The organism is Paramesorhizobium endophyticum (genome assembly GCF_014640615.1).
Taxonomy (GTDB): Bacteria; Pseudomonadota; Alphaproteobacteria; order Rhizobiales; family Rhizobiaceae; genus Paramesorhizobium; species Paramesorhizobium endophyticum.
Map to the genome: position 1 here is coordinate 35,678 of NZ_BMHH01000013.1, position 12,775 is coordinate 48,452.

19 protein-coding genes are annotated in these 12,775 nt (G+C 57.3%); 17 read left to right on the plus strand and 2 right to left on the minus strand.

What is annotated here, in order from left to right:
• The first annotated feature begins 147 nt into the window (after nt 1-147).
• Nucleotides 148-555 (plus strand): winged helix-turn-helix domain-containing protein, encoded by a 408-nt coding sequence (locus IEX53_RS15315; RefSeq protein WP_188825052.1) that lies wholly within the window; start codon nt 148-150, stop codon nt 553-555.
• Between the two features lie 199 nt (nt 556-754).
• Here the strand turns inward: IEX53_RS15315 and IEX53_RS15320 are convergent, their stop codons facing one another.
• Nucleotides 755-1,090: a helix-turn-helix domain-containing protein gene (locus tag IEX53_RS15320; protein WP_188825053.1), complete on the minus strand. Its 336-nt coding sequence runs from the start codon at nt 1,088-1,090 to the stop codon at nt 755-757.
• An 85-nt stretch (nt 1,091-1,175) separates the two neighbouring features.
• Between IEX53_RS15320 and IEX53_RS15325 the strand changes: the two genes are divergently transcribed.
• The 9 genes from IEX53_RS15325 to IEX53_RS15365 all read left to right on the plus strand — a co-directional run bounded on the left by IEX53_RS15325 (nt 1,176) and on the right by IEX53_RS15365 (nt 6,345).
• Nucleotides 1,176-1,421 carry a helix-turn-helix domain-containing protein gene (locus IEX53_RS15325; protein ID WP_188825054.1) on the plus strand — a complete coding sequence of 82 codons (246 nt, stop codon included), beginning with the start codon at nt 1,176-1,178 and terminating at the stop codon, nt 1,419-1,421.
• 33 nt (nt 1,422-1,454) lie between these two features.
• Nucleotides 1,455-1,703, plus strand: coding sequence for a hypothetical protein (locus IEX53_RS15330; protein ID WP_188825055.1), 249 nt, complete (start codon nt 1,455-1,457; stop codon nt 1,701-1,703).
• A gap of 1,011 nt (nt 1,704-2,714) precedes the next feature.
• A complete protein-coding gene (locus tag IEX53_RS15335) occupies nt 2,715-3,122 on the plus strand; it encodes a hypothetical protein (protein WP_188825056.1) in 408 nt (135 codons plus the stop codon).
• Between the two features lie 30 nt (nt 3,123-3,152).
• Complete coding sequence (locus tag IEX53_RS15340; protein ID WP_188825057.1) at nt 3,153-3,671, plus strand: hypothetical protein; 519 nt, start codon at nt 3,153-3,155, stop codon at nt 3,669-3,671.
• Nucleotides 3,671-4,255: a helix-turn-helix domain-containing protein gene (locus tag IEX53_RS15345; protein ID WP_188825058.1), complete on the plus strand. Its 585-nt coding sequence runs from the start codon at nt 3,671-3,673 to the stop codon at nt 4,253-4,255. The genes IEX53_RS15340 and IEX53_RS15345 overlap by 1 nt, the downstream gene beginning before the upstream one ends.
• On the plus strand, nt 4,252-4,614 hold the full coding sequence (locus IEX53_RS15350; protein ID WP_188825059.1) for a hypothetical protein: 363 nt from the start codon (nt 4,252-4,254) through the stop codon (nt 4,612-4,614). The genes IEX53_RS15345 and IEX53_RS15350 overlap by 4 nt, the downstream gene beginning before the upstream one ends.
• 107 nt (nt 4,615-4,721) lie before the next feature.
• On the plus strand, nt 4,722-5,486 hold the full coding sequence (locus IEX53_RS24405) for a methyltransferase (protein ID WP_373288666.1): 765 nt from the start codon (nt 4,722-4,724) through the stop codon (nt 5,484-5,486).
• Nucleotides 5,483-5,773, plus strand: coding sequence for a hypothetical protein (locus tag IEX53_RS15360; RefSeq protein ID WP_188825061.1), 291 nt, complete (start codon nt 5,483-5,485; stop codon nt 5,771-5,773). Before IEX53_RS24405 ends, IEX53_RS15360 begins: the two co-directional genes overlap by 4 nt.
• A complete protein-coding gene (locus tag IEX53_RS15365) occupies nt 5,764-6,345 on the plus strand; it encodes a RuvC family protein (protein WP_188825062.1) in 582 nt (193 codons plus the stop codon). Before IEX53_RS15360 ends, IEX53_RS15365 begins: the two co-directional genes overlap by 10 nt.
• A gap of 2 nt (nt 6,346-6,347) precedes the next feature.
• Here IEX53_RS15365 and IEX53_RS15370 read toward each other — a convergent pair whose 3' ends face one another.
• On the minus strand, nt 6,348-7,091 hold the full coding sequence (locus IEX53_RS15370) for a DUF8453 domain-containing protein (RefSeq protein ID WP_188825063.1): 744 nt from the start codon (nt 7,089-7,091) through the stop codon (nt 6,348-6,350).
• Between the two features lie 65 nt (nt 7,092-7,156).
• Here IEX53_RS15370 and IEX53_RS15375 point away from each other — a divergent pair, with 65 nt between their 5' ends.
• From IEX53_RS15375 to IEX53_RS15405, 7 genes are read left to right on the plus strand one after another with little or no spacing between them, the layout of a single operon-like run.
• Nucleotides 7,157-8,284: a DNA cytosine methyltransferase gene (locus IEX53_RS15375; RefSeq protein ID WP_188825064.1), complete on the plus strand. Its 1,128-nt coding sequence runs from the start codon at nt 7,157-7,159 to the stop codon at nt 8,282-8,284.
• Nucleotides 8,281-9,717 (plus strand): DnaB-like helicase C-terminal domain-containing protein, encoded by a 1,437-nt coding sequence (locus IEX53_RS15380; protein WP_188825065.1) that lies wholly within the window; start codon nt 8,281-8,283, stop codon nt 9,715-9,717. The genes IEX53_RS15375 and IEX53_RS15380 overlap by 4 nt, the downstream gene beginning before the upstream one ends.
• Nucleotides 9,717-10,016, plus strand: a complete 300-nt coding sequence (locus IEX53_RS15385) for a hypothetical protein (RefSeq protein WP_188825066.1) — start codon at nt 9,717-9,719, stop codon at nt 10,014-10,016. The genes IEX53_RS15380 and IEX53_RS15385 overlap by 1 nt, the downstream gene beginning before the upstream one ends.
• Entirely contained in the window at nt 10,013-10,504 is a 492-nt protein-coding gene (locus tag IEX53_RS15390; RefSeq protein ID WP_188825067.1) for a 5' nucleotidase, NT5C type, read from the plus strand. The genes IEX53_RS15385 and IEX53_RS15390 overlap by 4 nt, the downstream gene beginning before the upstream one ends.
• Nucleotides 10,501-10,704, plus strand: a complete 204-nt coding sequence (locus IEX53_RS15395) for a hypothetical protein (protein WP_188825068.1) — start codon at nt 10,501-10,503, stop codon at nt 10,702-10,704. The genes IEX53_RS15390 and IEX53_RS15395 overlap by 4 nt, the downstream gene beginning before the upstream one ends.
• A complete protein-coding gene (locus IEX53_RS15400; protein ID WP_236016219.1) occupies nt 10,701-11,147 on the plus strand; it encodes a hypothetical protein in 447 nt (148 codons plus the stop codon). Before IEX53_RS15395 ends, IEX53_RS15400 begins: the two co-directional genes overlap by 4 nt.
• The gene (locus IEX53_RS15405; RefSeq protein ID WP_188825069.1) at nt 11,144-11,773 is read left to right on the plus strand and encodes a hypothetical protein; all 630 of its coding nucleotides are present in this window, start codon (nt 11,144-11,146) and stop codon (nt 11,771-11,773) included. The genes IEX53_RS15400 and IEX53_RS15405 overlap by 4 nt, the downstream gene beginning before the upstream one ends.
• The last annotated feature ends 1,002 nt before the right edge of the window (nt 11,774-12,775 follow it).

Here is a 12,775-nt window from a genome sequence, read left to right on the forward strand (position 1 = left end):
CCTGAATTCTTTCGGTTTTGGCTTTGGATTCCGCAGCTTAGGCATAGGCGGAGTTATGCCAGAAAGGCATTTCTCCCGAAATGGTCACACTTTGCCGCAAAGTGGGTCCATTTTAATGCTATGAGCGGCCGGCCCAAGGAATTGTGAATGGTACCCTGTGCCCACGGCGATGATAGAGATCGGCAAATCCGATGCATTCTTGTTCGGATGATATTGGATATCCGCGCCCTGTTCGTCGCACGGAAACGCCCCACCGAAGAAACGCTGGTCCAATTAGCCATCCAGCTCGGGGAATACGAAGACAAGCCAGTCAACGCTTCCGAAATATCCCACATCATCAAAATCCCCAGGACATCAGTTATCCGGCACGTCGATGCGCTTGTGGCCCAAGGGAGGGTGCGCGTTGAGAAGGATGGTCGCCGAATGATTATCAGGCCTCCAGAAATAGATTTCCCCGAAACAAAACTATTTTACCGGGAAGCAGAAAGAACAGTTGCGCGCGTATGTAGCGAACTGTCCAAAATGGACACTTTAGCGGCTAGACATAAAGAATGACGCTAGGTAACGTTTTCGCATTGCCTCAATCAAAGGTAGCGGCGGGGAGCGAAGGGGGGCGGGGCGGTGGGGACGAAAATAGATGCGAAACGGGGGCCTGAGGTCGATCAGGCGCACAGGGAAGTAATAAGCGTTTACAAGGAAATGGAAGAGATGGTGGGCTTGTTCGGGTCGTTAACACCGCAGGCTCAAATCGCCATCATTGATCAGATGCGTCGCCTTCAAGTTCTCGAAGCCGCCGCGCCATCTCCAAAAGAGCTTCCCGACTTTTCTTCGAAAGCTTCGGAAAAACCTCGATAAGTTCGTCTTCGAGAGACGTTGGATCGGAGCTTCTTGTTTTGTTGTTATCTTTGCTCACGGTTGCGACTGAATTATAAAGATCGACAATTGCGTCGCGGCGGTGGCCTTCTGGCTCCGATCCCTTAAACCAACGACTAACTGTCGCTTGAGAGGTTCCAAGGCGCTCGGCAAGCTGGACCTGGGTCCAGCCAGTTTCTTTCAGAATGGCTCGAAGATAGAAATCGATCTTTCTCATGCAAGCAGCCTAGACACAGACCGTCACAAAAGAAAAATACGAGCACGTATAATTTTTGCTTGAATTTAATACGTATGCGCATATTATGCGCGATATGAATGCACTTAAGAACATCCGCAAGAACGTTTTCAAGGTCACGCAGCAGGAATTTTCGGCTGTGGCAGGAGTGACGCAGGCCACAGTTTCCCGTTGGGAACGCGGCGTGGCTCCGTCCTTGGACGAGATGAAGGCAATTCGTGATGCGGCTGTCAAAAGGGGCATCAATTGGGATGACAGTCTTTTCTTCGACGCCCCCGCAGAAGTTTGCATCGGTGATGCGGGAGCGGCGTAACCATTCCCTCCATGAACATTCGAGGATTGAGCCATGAACAACGGACCGCCTCTGTTTTACGCCCTTGAGAGCCTCCCCGAACTGATCGGGGAAAGGCAGTTCAAAATGCTATGCGAAGCTCTGGATATTGACGAGAAGATATTCCTCTTCAAGGAATACAAGCAGTTAGGATATTCCAGAGAAGAGTATTTCGCACGCTATATTCAGAGCAGAGCAAACAGCACATTAGAGCGGCGCAAGCGCATCAACTCTGTGCCATCTGCTTTTGAGGGAATGCTTTAGTTATGGTCTCCCTCGTCTGCTCATTGAGCCATTTGGAATGGTACAGGACCGTGCGCAACAAATCGGTAACGATGATGTTGTGCGCCATGTCTGACGCCTCCCCAACAGTGCGTTCAATGCGCGGATATGCCTTGGCGTCGTCAGAGAGAGGGACGCTGACGGATGACGTGAAATATCCGATTTGGCGGAAACGGATAGAGAAGTCTACTTCCCAAGCGTTTCCACTGTCATTTCTGGTTACATTCCTGACCGTTATTTCTGGTTCCAAGGCCATTCTTATCGGCTCCTTCGCGGACTGTGTGTTTCGATTCTCGCAAAATCATCATGCTGCTTCCGCGAAGAGCCGTCCATTTCGAATTCCTACCGTGCCCCAAGCCCCCGCCCAAGCGGTAGGAAAGCCCGATGCGAGCCCCCATCGCATCGGGCGCCAGATCAACCATGCCCCGCACCTTCCAGGCGCTCCCGGCGGAGAGCGCGGCATACCAAGCTCGGAACCCGGCAGCGAAAAAAGCGATGGGCTCGTCATTCCCATCGTCGGGCATGGGCGCGAAAGCGCTGTCACAAAGACGGGATGCAATTCCGAGCGATCCGCCAACCAATTCTGTTTCTCCGCCGCGGCTGCTCCCCTCGCGGCGGATGAGAGGGCCGGGACGGCAATGCGTCGTCCCGGCCACCCCCTGAGCAAGGCGGTGGATGTGCGCGGTAAGCCTTGCTCAAACGTCATTGTTTTCACCTCTTCCAACCGACTGGCGGGATGTACCCACGCGCCGTCTCGAAGGGGTCATCGTCATTCGCGGGCCGCTGGCGTTTCTCTGCGCCTTTGGCTCGACGGATTAACTCCCGCTGCCGCGAAGCAAATTCCAGTGTCAGCGGAAGTTCCAGTTGCTCCGGCGATACAGGTTCCATGCGTTTCGTCGGGGCTTTCTTCATCTCAACCATCCTTCACCGCTTTCGAACCGACCGAAGGTGGCTCGCTCTACAGGGACAAATGTAGAGCGAAGGATTTTCTCAATGTCGGAAAAACAGGGGCGCCAGACGGAAATCTCACGGCGCGAGACGGAAATGTACCGAGTCAACGTCATCCAGTCTGAAATGGCGAATGCCGTCCGCTTCATAGGCGGGGAAGGCAGCGCAAAAGACCAAATCACCAGGGCAGCGCGTGCGGCTGGACTGCCCATCACGGTGGTTGAGCGTCTTCGTTGGAAGAAGATCAAGCGCGTTCCAGCCGATATCGCGGATGCGATCCGAGAAGCGGTGGAGCGGCACAAAATCGAGGAGCAAAACCGTGCCAAGCACGAGCAATTCATCCTCAGCAAGCGCCTGGAGGTCCTTGAGGCGCAATTGCTGGAACTCAATCCTGATCGCTACGGGCCGGAAATTGATGCGCTTAGGCGGCAAGTTGACCGGCTACGGGGCTGAAATCATCTTTTACGTGGAACGGAGAGGGTAATGGCAGAAGCAGGACATAATTCTGAACTTACGCCCGATCAACGCATAGCGCTGCGGATGGATATCCTTAAGCAGCTTCTCAGCGTCGAAGAGGACATGAAACCGCTACGTGATCTCAAGAAGAAGATCAGGGCCGAGGCGAAGGGCTATGGCTTTAAGCTATCGGAAATCGACACGGGCATGCGCCTTATGACGATGGAAGATCAATCGATATTCGTCGCTGAGATCGAGCAGCTTATCGAGATCGCGCAGGCCTTCAATGCGCTTCCGCCGGGCGAGCAGGGCAATTTGTTTCCGGATCGGCGCCCCGCCGATGAGAGAGCCTTTGCCGCTGGCAAGCAGGCCGGTCTTGAGGGCAAAAATTGCGAGGCTCCCGCCGGATACGATGCTCCAAAATGGACGGACGGCTGGCACGAAGGGCAGCGCATCATGCGCGATGAGCTTCAGGTCGCCATGGAGAAGCGGAACACCGCATTGGCCGACAACGATCCCGGCTTCCCAGATGAGGAGGCTGCTTGATGACCGTCGCTTATTCATGTCGTCATACAGAATCCAATCCCCGGTACCAGGCGGCAGTTCGCGAGCAACAGCGGCGCGAGCGTGAGCGCCGTGAGGCGGAAGCCGCTAAACTATTGCCGGCGCCTGTCGTCATCCAATCATCTCCCAAAGCCATCCATGAAGCCCAGAGCGAAGCCGTGGAGCGGTCCACGGCGCGCTGGGGCATATCTACCCCGGTCGATACCGTTCCGGCAATCATTGCCCGCGTGGCCCACCAGCACGGCTTTACCTATGACGATATCATTGAGCAGTCGCGGGTGAGAAAGCTGGTCGCCGCACGGTTCGAAGCCATGGCGGCGGTGCGGACGGCCAAGCCTCTCATGTCTGTCCCGGAAATCGCCAAGTGGTTCAAACGGGATCACACGACGGTCATCAGTGCGCTCCAGAAGATGGGCTTCAAGGTGTGCGGAGCGGAGCGCCCGGTATATGACCGGGACACGATCATCCGAATGCGCGACTTTGGCTGGACAACTGCCGAAATCTCCATGCGGTTCCGCTGTTCGGAACGCACCGTTCGCAAGCTTCTCAGGGAGGGCGCGCGATGAGTGCTTTTACGGCGCAGAACGATCTTTTCGATAAGGCCCCGGCGAGACGGGCACTTTTCGGAGACAAGAAGAAAAAAGCCGAACCAGCACAACACATTATCGAGTTTCCCGGCGGTGCGGTTGAGGTTTCAAGGCTCGATGACGGCAGCTATTGGGCTCACATCATCATTAATCGAAGACAGGCGCTCGCGGACTTGGCCCCCGGCATGGGGTCGGCCTTCGGTAAGGTAATAGATAGCCGCGTGGATTGGGATGAACGCAGACTTGAAGCGATCCCCAGCCTTCCCGACGCCGCCAACCTTACCCAGATCGCCGTCCGGATCATTCCTGAGGGCGAGAAGTTCGGGGGCGCTCAATGATCGACGGACCCACGCGCGCAATCAACATCATCACTGTGTTTTTCGTTTATCTCGCCGTCGCGTTGTTCGTCGCCGCGCCGGTACTGGAATGGGTGAGGGGATAGGGGATGGCGCAAAACACCTCACACGCTGTCATGGCCCAGCGGGCAGAGCCGCACGATAGCCTTGATGATTTCCCGACCCAGCCGTGGGCGACACGAGCCTTATGCGAACATGTAATCTTCCGAATTGGCAAGCCAGAGTGGAACTCATCGTGCCCAGACACAGTGCTCTACAGGAACGCGCATCGGACGGATGATATTGTCTGCCGGAATGGAGCTATCGTCCCACCGCATTTCCCAATTAATGGGCTCACTGCTTGGGAGCCATGCTGCAATCGCGGCCATATGTCTGAACCTCTCAAAGAGTACTTCGGATTTGTCCATACCTCAGACATTTATGACTATAGGGCGGAATATGCGGGCCAGGACCGCGTTGTTGATTTCCTTTGGCCCGGATCTGAACCCGCCGACATGGAATTCAATGGCATCGATTGGATAATTGCCAATCCTCCATTCCGGCTCGCCGAACAATTTATCACGAAGGCTTTGCAGATCGCATCAGTCGGCGTGGCGATGATCGTCCGCACGTCTTTCCTTGAAGGTGTTGGAAGGTACGAAAACCTGTTCAGCCAGACGCCCCCAAATGTCGTCGCCCAATTCAGCGAACGTGTTCCCATGGTCAAAGGACGCCTAACGGAAACAGGATCAACTGCGACGGCCTATTGCTGGTTGATTTGGCAGCAGAACGCTTCCGGCGTGAAATTGGTCTGGGTCCCGCCATGTCGAAAACGATTAGAGCGTGCGAGCGATTACTTGGAGGCAGCCGAATGACCCCGCGCCAGCAAGCCAAATCAATCACCCAATCGCTGGAAAACCCGCTGGACCGGGCGCTTGTCGATTACTTCGAGGAACGACTTGGAAAATGGATAGAGAGGCGCACAGCAATGCGGGCTTGTGGCTTTGATAGTCCCGATGACCAGCCAGTCGGTGCGTATGTCCAATTCCAGTGCTCGTTGCTCCGCGCCAACAGGGCGTTGCTTCCGCACGGATTGCGCATCTGCCAATCTCAGGACGGCGAGCAGATATACAGCATGGGGAGGGCGGACGGATGCCGGTAATCCTAGGGCTAGACATAGCAACAGTCACCGGATTTGCCCTGTACGATACCGAGGCGTCGCTTTCCTCCATCAAAACGGGGCTGATCAAGGCCGACGGCATTGACGCCGAGCAAAAGGCCGCGTCCATCGCACTGCAAATGGTCAAGCTGATCGCCTCTACCAAGGGCGCCGACGGCCAGATCGGGATAGATTTCATCGGCATCGAGCAGCCCATGCGCAATGTCGTGTCGTTCAAAAAGACCAAGCAGACGCTCGCCGGGCCGGTCGAGGAACAGACGATCAATCCGAACGCCTTACAACTCTCCAGCCTTTCCGGCGCCGTGGTCGGGATCATCGCCGCCTATCGGTTGCCTTGGGTGACGATCCCGTCCTCAACCTGGCGGAAGCATTTTTTGAGCATGGGCCGCGCCGCCGGATACGACCGGGCCGCATGGAAGCGCGCCGCCGTTGAACGCTGCCGGGCGCTTCGTATCACGGTCAAGAATGCCGATGCGGCCGAAGCCGTCGGGATCGCGATGGCAACAGAAGCCAGTCAGGCATTTCGGATGATGAAGACGGGGAGGGCGGCGTAATGTTACTTTCTAGTGTTCTCGCCGTCTGCGACTTGGCTGGTACTTGGTGCAGCCATGTTCAGAGTGCCAAATGGATCGACGTCCTCATTCCAGTCCCCTTCGTCAGTGAACAACAGGGGGCCGTCCTCCAAGACGCCGGCCTTGCTGACAAAGAGCTTGGCTCTTTGGACGGTCTTGCCAAATGTTTCATAGCGGATGGTAATGCCGAAGCATATTCGCGCTTCGGTCTTGAATATGGCGGTGACCATATCATGGCTGAGGCGCAACTGAAGGCTCCCGCTAAACGGCTGATCTGGTACTACAAGTCCCACTGGATGTTTTGCATGAAAATGCGTAGCGCGGGGCGAATCGCTAGGCAGTCCAACCCAGAGTGCGGTTCCGACAATGAGTTTTCTTGCCGGCGTTTGCCCGAAATTTCTAATCGAGTAGTCTACCGAGTGCTCAAAAGCACTCTTCGTATCGGTCAATTCGACCGACTCCTCTGCAACATAGGCTCGCAACTGCGCTTCGCTCGAATGGCGCATATGCTGGAGCGTGGCCCAAAGCACGTAAATTGTCACAGCCGCACCTGCTGCGGCCGCCCATCCGCTGAGGGCGCCTATCCATTCTCGCACGCATGTTGTTTCGATCCCTGCGCACCAAGTTGTCCTAACCAGCGCAAAATCCAACAGCCAGAGCGCTACGAATGCGCCTATTCCTGCCGCTGCAATGCAAACGACAATTATACTGTCATTGCCTTTGAACATGTTGACCGCCCCCGCTCAATAAACGGCGTCGATAGCACAGGGCCTGCAACTTTGGCGAGGGCCCTATGAATGTGGCTCTACGTCCCGAACACCTCAACATCCTATCCCTCTGCACCGGAGGCGCTGGCCTCGATCTCGGCGTCGAGCTGGCAATTCCCAGCGCTCGAACAGTCTGTATGGTGGAGAGGGAAGCCTTCGCCGTCGCGCACCTGGTGTCAGCGATGGAACAAGGTCTCATGGCTCCGGCACCTATATGGAGCAATGCCCGAACCTTCGAGGGCCGACGCTGGCGTGGAACAGTGGACGGCCTCATTGGCGGCATCCCGTGCCAGCCGCACAGCCTCGCCGGACGTAAGGGCGGCCAGCACGATGAACGCGACCTATGGACAGATGCGCGGCGCATCGTCGTCCAGTCGCGCCCGTGGTTCGTCCTTATCGAGAACGTCACCGGCATGCTCTCGCCGGGGGATGACGAAATCGCTGGAGCCGAACGGGTTTGGCGAGACCTACGCAAGTTGGGTTTTGCGGTTGAGGGCGGACTGTTCACTGCGGCGGAAGTCGGCGCGAGCCATGAGCGGGAGCGCATCTTCATCCTCGGCGTGGCCGACGCCGGCGACCCGCGACCACAAAGGCGCGAACAGTTCCAACCACTTGGAGAACGGAACGGGAAGGAAGCATCTCGATCAGTTGCCAAACTTTGTGGAGCACCTTTGGTATACGCCCAATGTCCCGAATGGAGGGCGGACGCTTGCGGAGGATACCAGCCCGACTGGGATCACATCGAACGGAACCAAGCGGCAAGTGGGGCTGGAGAACCAAGCCCGATGGTGGGCGACACCTACCTCATCGGAGAATGCCAATCGGACGACGCAGATAGCGCCATCCCACGGCAAGACGCATGGTTTGGTATTGGCGGGACAAGCGTCGGACTTTTCCCGCCAGGCCCAAGCGACAGTGAGAACTGGCAATCCATCCTTGAAAGAGCGCCGGAGCTTGAACCCGCTTTTCGTCGAGTGGCTGATGGGCTGGCCTCCCGGCTGGACATTGGGCGTGTGGACCGACTTCGCATGCTCGGGAACGGAGTTGTGCCACTTCAAGCGGCGTATGCGGTCCGTGTTCTTGCAATACGGCTTGCCGCCCGAGGCTGCACCGGCGCAGCTAGCCTTGTTCGGATGATGGAGGACCACTCTTGAACGCTCACGCAACAGACATTCGACCATCTCTCCCCGACGCCATTGAAGCCGAACAGGCGCTTTTGGGTGCCATCCTCATCGACAACGCCGCGTATTGGCGTGTCGCCGCCTTTCTCAAGCCCCAGCATTTCAGCGAGAGAATCCATTCGCTGATCTATGAGACGGCGGCCACGATGATTTCCGAGGGTAGGGCGGTCAATCCGGTCACGATCAAGCAATATCTTCCGACTGACCAACCCATCGGTGACATGTCGATCGCCCAATACGTGGTGCGGCTGGCGACCAATGCGGTGGGCTCGTTCAGCATATATGATTTTGGCCGGGCCGTTCTTGAGATCTGGGCACGGCGGGCGCTTGTCTCGCTCGCCCAAGACCTGGAATCGCTGGCGCGCAACATGCCGGTCGATATGACACCGGAAAAGATCATCTCCTTGACGGCGGATCGGCTGACACAGATCGCCCAAGAGGGCAACGAGCGCGCCGGATCGCTCAAGTATGGCGTCCTGCTTCCCAAGGCTGTCGATCGCGCCGCAAAGGCGAGCACGGACAAGCAGGCGCTTATCCCATGGTTCCTCCCGGAAATCAGTCAAGTCGCCGGCGACATCCGCCGCGGCAACCTCATCGGGTTCATGAGTGATAGCGGGGGCGGCAAAACCTCGTTCTCCCTCCAGCAATGCCGACACGCCGCGCTTGAGGGTTTCAAATCGGCATTCTTCTCAATCGAGATCACAGATGAGGAAGCAGCGCTTCAGGCCGCGGCACAGGCGAGCCGGATCAGCCTCGGGCGCTTGGATGGCTGGACCCTCAACACAAAGGAGCAACAGAGCATCGAGGCGGAAATGCTCCGGTCGATGAACATGCCGTTCGATATCGTTCCGTTCGCCGAATGCACGTTGTCCGATGTGCGGATCAAAATCGAGGCAATGAAAAAATCCGTCGGGTTGGATCTGGTTGTCATCGACCACGCGAAGATGATCAATCTGCCCGGTAAGCCAAACGAGATGTTCGCGGAACGGATCAACGGGCTTTATCGCGGACTTAAGGCCATCGCCAAATCGTTGGACGTGGCAATCGTCATCCTGATCCAGCGCAATGAAGAGTGGAAGGCGCGGATGAAAGCCGGCGGCTCGCCGCGCCCGACCATTGGGGACGCCTATGGCGGTTCCGGCGTCCGGCAGAGCCTCGATGTGTGGTTCTCGCTCTATCGGCCCGAACCAATCCTGAAAGAGGCGATTCCAAACGAACGGAACGATACGCGGCGGGACGAGCTTTGCCGCAAGTACGAGGAAAGCAGGGGCAGGGCGTGGCTGATCAACCATAAGCGCCGGCGCGGCGAGCCAAGCCAGCAACGTGAGATCAAGTTCGAGGCAGAATACACGCTGTTCTCGTCACAGGCGGCGGACATGCCGGCGGCGTTTGAGGGGTTCTTCTGATGAATTGCTACAGTGGTTACACCCGCGAGGTGCCGGGCGGATATTGGGCGATGTTGCGCTTTGCTCGGGACGGCAAACCCAAGCCGGTTATGGCCGACGGCGGCAAGCCTTTGGTTTATGGGACAGAGCTTGAAGCACAAAAGGCCGTCACGCGGCATCTCTTGGACTATTTCAATGGGGATTTCCGCCGGGACGGCGTGACCATCTCTCCGGCAATGTCGGCGGCTGATGCGCTGTTCCCGACACTATATCGCAAAGGGAGAGCAATCCCGGTGGAACGGAGGGCGTCGGCGAAATGAAAAAATACCCCAACCTTTATCTCGACCTCGATGGCGTGATGGCAAACTTCGACGCCCATTTCCCGGCCACATTCGGCCTGGATCATCGAGGCATGGCAGACGATAACATGTGGGCGACCATTAATTCGCATCCATCCTATTTCCGGGACATGCCGATATTCGATGGAGCCAAGGCATTTTACGATCGCATTTCATGGCTGGATCCGATCATCCTCACGGCATGCCCGAAATCGAATTATCAGCACGTGGCGCGCCAGAAGCGGGAATGGGTGAGAGAACACCTTTCGTCATCGTGCCACATCCTCCCGGTCATGGGCGGCCGCAACAAGCCGCTATTCATGCATTCGCGGGGCGATATCCTCGTTGATGACTTCGAGCGCAACATCAAGGCGTGGCGGGAAGAGGGTGGCTTCGGCATCCTTCATACCGACTTTGCCAAGTCGCGGGACGAAATCGAGCGTGAAATTAGGAGGAGTGCGGCGGCATGATGCTCTTCTGTTACGAGCGAGAGCCCAACGGCCAATGGACGCCAGTTGTTTACCGCACCAACTTTGGCGAGCCGAAGCTTTGGCCTGCCGACCGCGAGCGCACCGAACTGGTGGAAGTGCCGGAAGAATTCATCGGAGCGGACGGCGAGCCAAAATTCGGGGCGCTCAAGGGGCGGTTCGCGCCGCCAGCGGAGGGATGATGATCGATCCCCGCGTAAAAGCCATCTGCGAGGAATATGGGGTCAAGATCATCGATCCGCGCCGCTATCCCGAGATCGGGGAGACGCGGGCCGCCGCGACCATGGAGCGCATTCTGCGAAATTTCGGGGATGAGCATTTCCGCCTTGTTATGTCCACCTTGGCCGAGACCGCGAATAATAAGCCGCTTCTCGATGAGTACGGGTTCTGGATGGCCTCAGACCTCATCCATGCTTGCCGGGGCATTATCGACAAGGACGCGTCGGCTTGGCTCGAATTATGGGACGCTCTCCCGCTGGGGCAGCTTCAATATATCGCCCAAGACCTTTCGGGCATCACCCCGCAACGACATGCCCTCAGCGGGATGGTATACGAGCGTATATTCCGCCGGTTCGGCCCGAACGCCGCCCAGCTTGATCTATTAGACGACAGGAGAACAGCATGACGCCCCTTGGTATCTCCGAACTGTTTATCCGCGCCGCAGAGGTGGACCATCGCTTGCCGGACACGGCCAGCCCAAAGACGTTAAAAGCTCAGAACCTCCCATATGTCCACGATCAGGCCGACCAGAACGGATGGGGAGAGGAGCGATACCAGGAGGAGCGGGAATCGTTCTTTCGCAGCCGCCTTTCCCATGAGCAGGTTTCGGAGTGGGAGCTTTGCAACACTCTCATCCTTTTCATAGAGGACGAGACGCGCCGTCGGTGCCTGTGGCATTGGGCGATAGCGCAGGCTGGAGGGAAGCCCTTCTCGGTCTGGTGCCGGGCTGAAGGCTTTCACGTCGAAACCGGTAGACGGCGGAAAAATCGGGCCATCTTAGAACTTTATGCCGCTCTTGTTCGCAACGGCTTGATAAATAACGAAAATACCTATTTCGAGATGTTGCGTGTTGGGCCTGAAAACGGGCATATTCACGTCAACATCGGAGACGACGCGCCCAACAAACAGCCGGTCACATGGAGGGATGATTTTGCCCTCGTAGATGATGAGACCATTCGGGATTTGGATTGGGCCGAAGCGAGGAATAAGCGCCGCCGCCAGAAATATGCGGCACGGAAAAAGGCGGCATAGAAATCCAAGAGGGGCCTTTGCCGCAAGGTGGTAAGGGCATGAGGGCATCGGGACCAGAGCGCTGGTGCTCCCTGATGCACAATCCGGTCAACGTTGCAGTGGGTAATGACCATTGACGGTCCGGCGGGAATAAACTCCGCACCAGCTACCGGCCCCACCCCGCGGACCTGGGCATGTCACAAAAAGGCCCCTCGATTTCGCAAGGCAAGAATACCAGGGGAAGCCGCTGCGCCCCGACCTTAAGAAGCGCTGGATACGCAACCAGTGCCAGCGGCCAAGTCGGGAGGGTAGCCCGGCACAAATTCGAGGCATTGCCTCAACGGAATGCGAGGCGGCGGAACCGTATGGATCTGCATAGGTTGTCTTCCACCGGCAGCCGTCCCGCCCGCACCAAATGCGAAGCGGCGTCCTAGTGATGCTGCGTGAAAGGACGGACCCGGGACTGGCCCCGCAGAGCCAAGCCGTATCCGCTTCGCACGAAATGAGAGGCGCGGTTCCAAGGGATTGGGGTTTCCTGATCGCGAGGTAACGTTGCAACGCCGTGCCTCGCACATCTGTCATCGCTTTCGGGATCGGTACTATCAGGCACCCGAAAGGCGCTGGCAACTAAAGAATGCCCGGTCTTCCACACCGGGCATTCAATGAATGCGAGGTGTGGTGTAAACGGAGTAGGGGAGGCTTGTATGCTTCCTCGGTGTCGGGTCAAACCGACCGCCTCGCATGTAGCTGACGGCCAGCTTATAGCCGCAGTTGGAGAACGGGTCTGGAAAAGTCCTTGTAGCCAGACGGCTCGAAAGAGCGCCGACTAGGGCAGATATAACCCCCCGAGCGAAAGAACGTTGGGCGGGATGGGCAATACGGCTCATCCCGCCAGCGAGTTCGGCGGAAGAAATCAGGACGGCGGCGCTGAAAGCAGAAGCGCGGTGACTGTCCCGGCGGACCTGTGCACGGGTGCCAGACCGACGAGCCATTGGCTCGCTGACAAAATATCGGTTAAACCGC

Excerpts from the sequence above, each read along its gene's own strand:
- IEX53_RS15315 (WP_188825052.1), top strand. The coding sequence starts at position 148 with ATGGTACCCTGTGCCCACGGCGATGATAGAGATCGGCAAATCCGATGC.
- IEX53_RS15320 (WP_188825053.1), bottom strand. The coding sequence starts at position 1,090 with ATGAGAAAGATCGATTTCTATCTTCGAGCCATTCTGAAAGAAACTGGC.
- IEX53_RS15325 (WP_188825054.1), top strand. The coding sequence starts at position 1,176 with ATGCGCGATATGAATGCACTTAAGAACATCCGCAAGAACGTTTTCAAG.
- IEX53_RS15330 (WP_188825055.1), top strand. The coding sequence starts at position 1,455 with ATGAACAACGGACCGCCTCTGTTTTACGCCCTTGAGAGCCTCCCCGAA.
- IEX53_RS15335 (WP_188825056.1), top strand. The coding sequence starts at position 2,715 with ATGTCGGAAAAACAGGGGCGCCAGACGGAAATCTCACGGCGCGAGACG.
- IEX53_RS15340 (WP_188825057.1), top strand. The coding sequence starts at position 3,153 with ATGGCAGAAGCAGGACATAATTCTGAACTTACGCCCGATCAACGCATA.
- IEX53_RS15345 (WP_188825058.1), top strand. The coding sequence starts at position 3,671 with ATGACCGTCGCTTATTCATGTCGTCATACAGAATCCAATCCCCGGTAC.
- IEX53_RS15350 (WP_188825059.1), top strand. The coding sequence starts at position 4,252 with ATGAGTGCTTTTACGGCGCAGAACGATCTTTTCGATAAGGCCCCGGCG.
- IEX53_RS24405 (WP_373288666.1), top strand. The coding sequence starts at position 4,722 with ATGGCGCAAAACACCTCACACGCTGTCATGGCCCAGCGGGCAGAGCCG.
- IEX53_RS15360 (WP_188825061.1), top strand. The coding sequence starts at position 5,483 with ATGACCCCGCGCCAGCAAGCCAAATCAATCACCCAATCGCTGGAAAAC.
- IEX53_RS15365 (WP_188825062.1), top strand. The coding sequence starts at position 5,764 with ATGCCGGTAATCCTAGGGCTAGACATAGCAACAGTCACCGGATTTGCC.
- IEX53_RS15370 (WP_188825063.1), bottom strand. The coding sequence starts at position 7,091 with ATGTTCAAAGGCAATGACAGTATAATTGTCGTTTGCATTGCAGCGGCA.
- IEX53_RS15375 (WP_188825064.1), top strand. The coding sequence starts at position 7,157 with ATGAATGTGGCTCTACGTCCCGAACACCTCAACATCCTATCCCTCTGC.
- IEX53_RS15385 (WP_188825066.1), top strand. The coding sequence starts at position 9,717 with ATGAATTGCTACAGTGGTTACACCCGCGAGGTGCCGGGCGGATATTGG.
- IEX53_RS15390 (WP_188825067.1), top strand. The coding sequence starts at position 10,013 with ATGAAAAAATACCCCAACCTTTATCTCGACCTCGATGGCGTGATGGCA.
- IEX53_RS15395 (WP_188825068.1), top strand. The coding sequence starts at position 10,501 with ATGATGCTCTTCTGTTACGAGCGAGAGCCCAACGGCCAATGGACGCCA.
- IEX53_RS15400 (WP_236016219.1), top strand. The coding sequence starts at position 10,701 with ATGATGATCGATCCCCGCGTAAAAGCCATCTGCGAGGAATATGGGGTC.
- IEX53_RS15405 (WP_188825069.1), top strand. The coding sequence starts at position 11,144 with ATGACGCCCCTTGGTATCTCCGAACTGTTTATCCGCGCCGCAGAGGTG.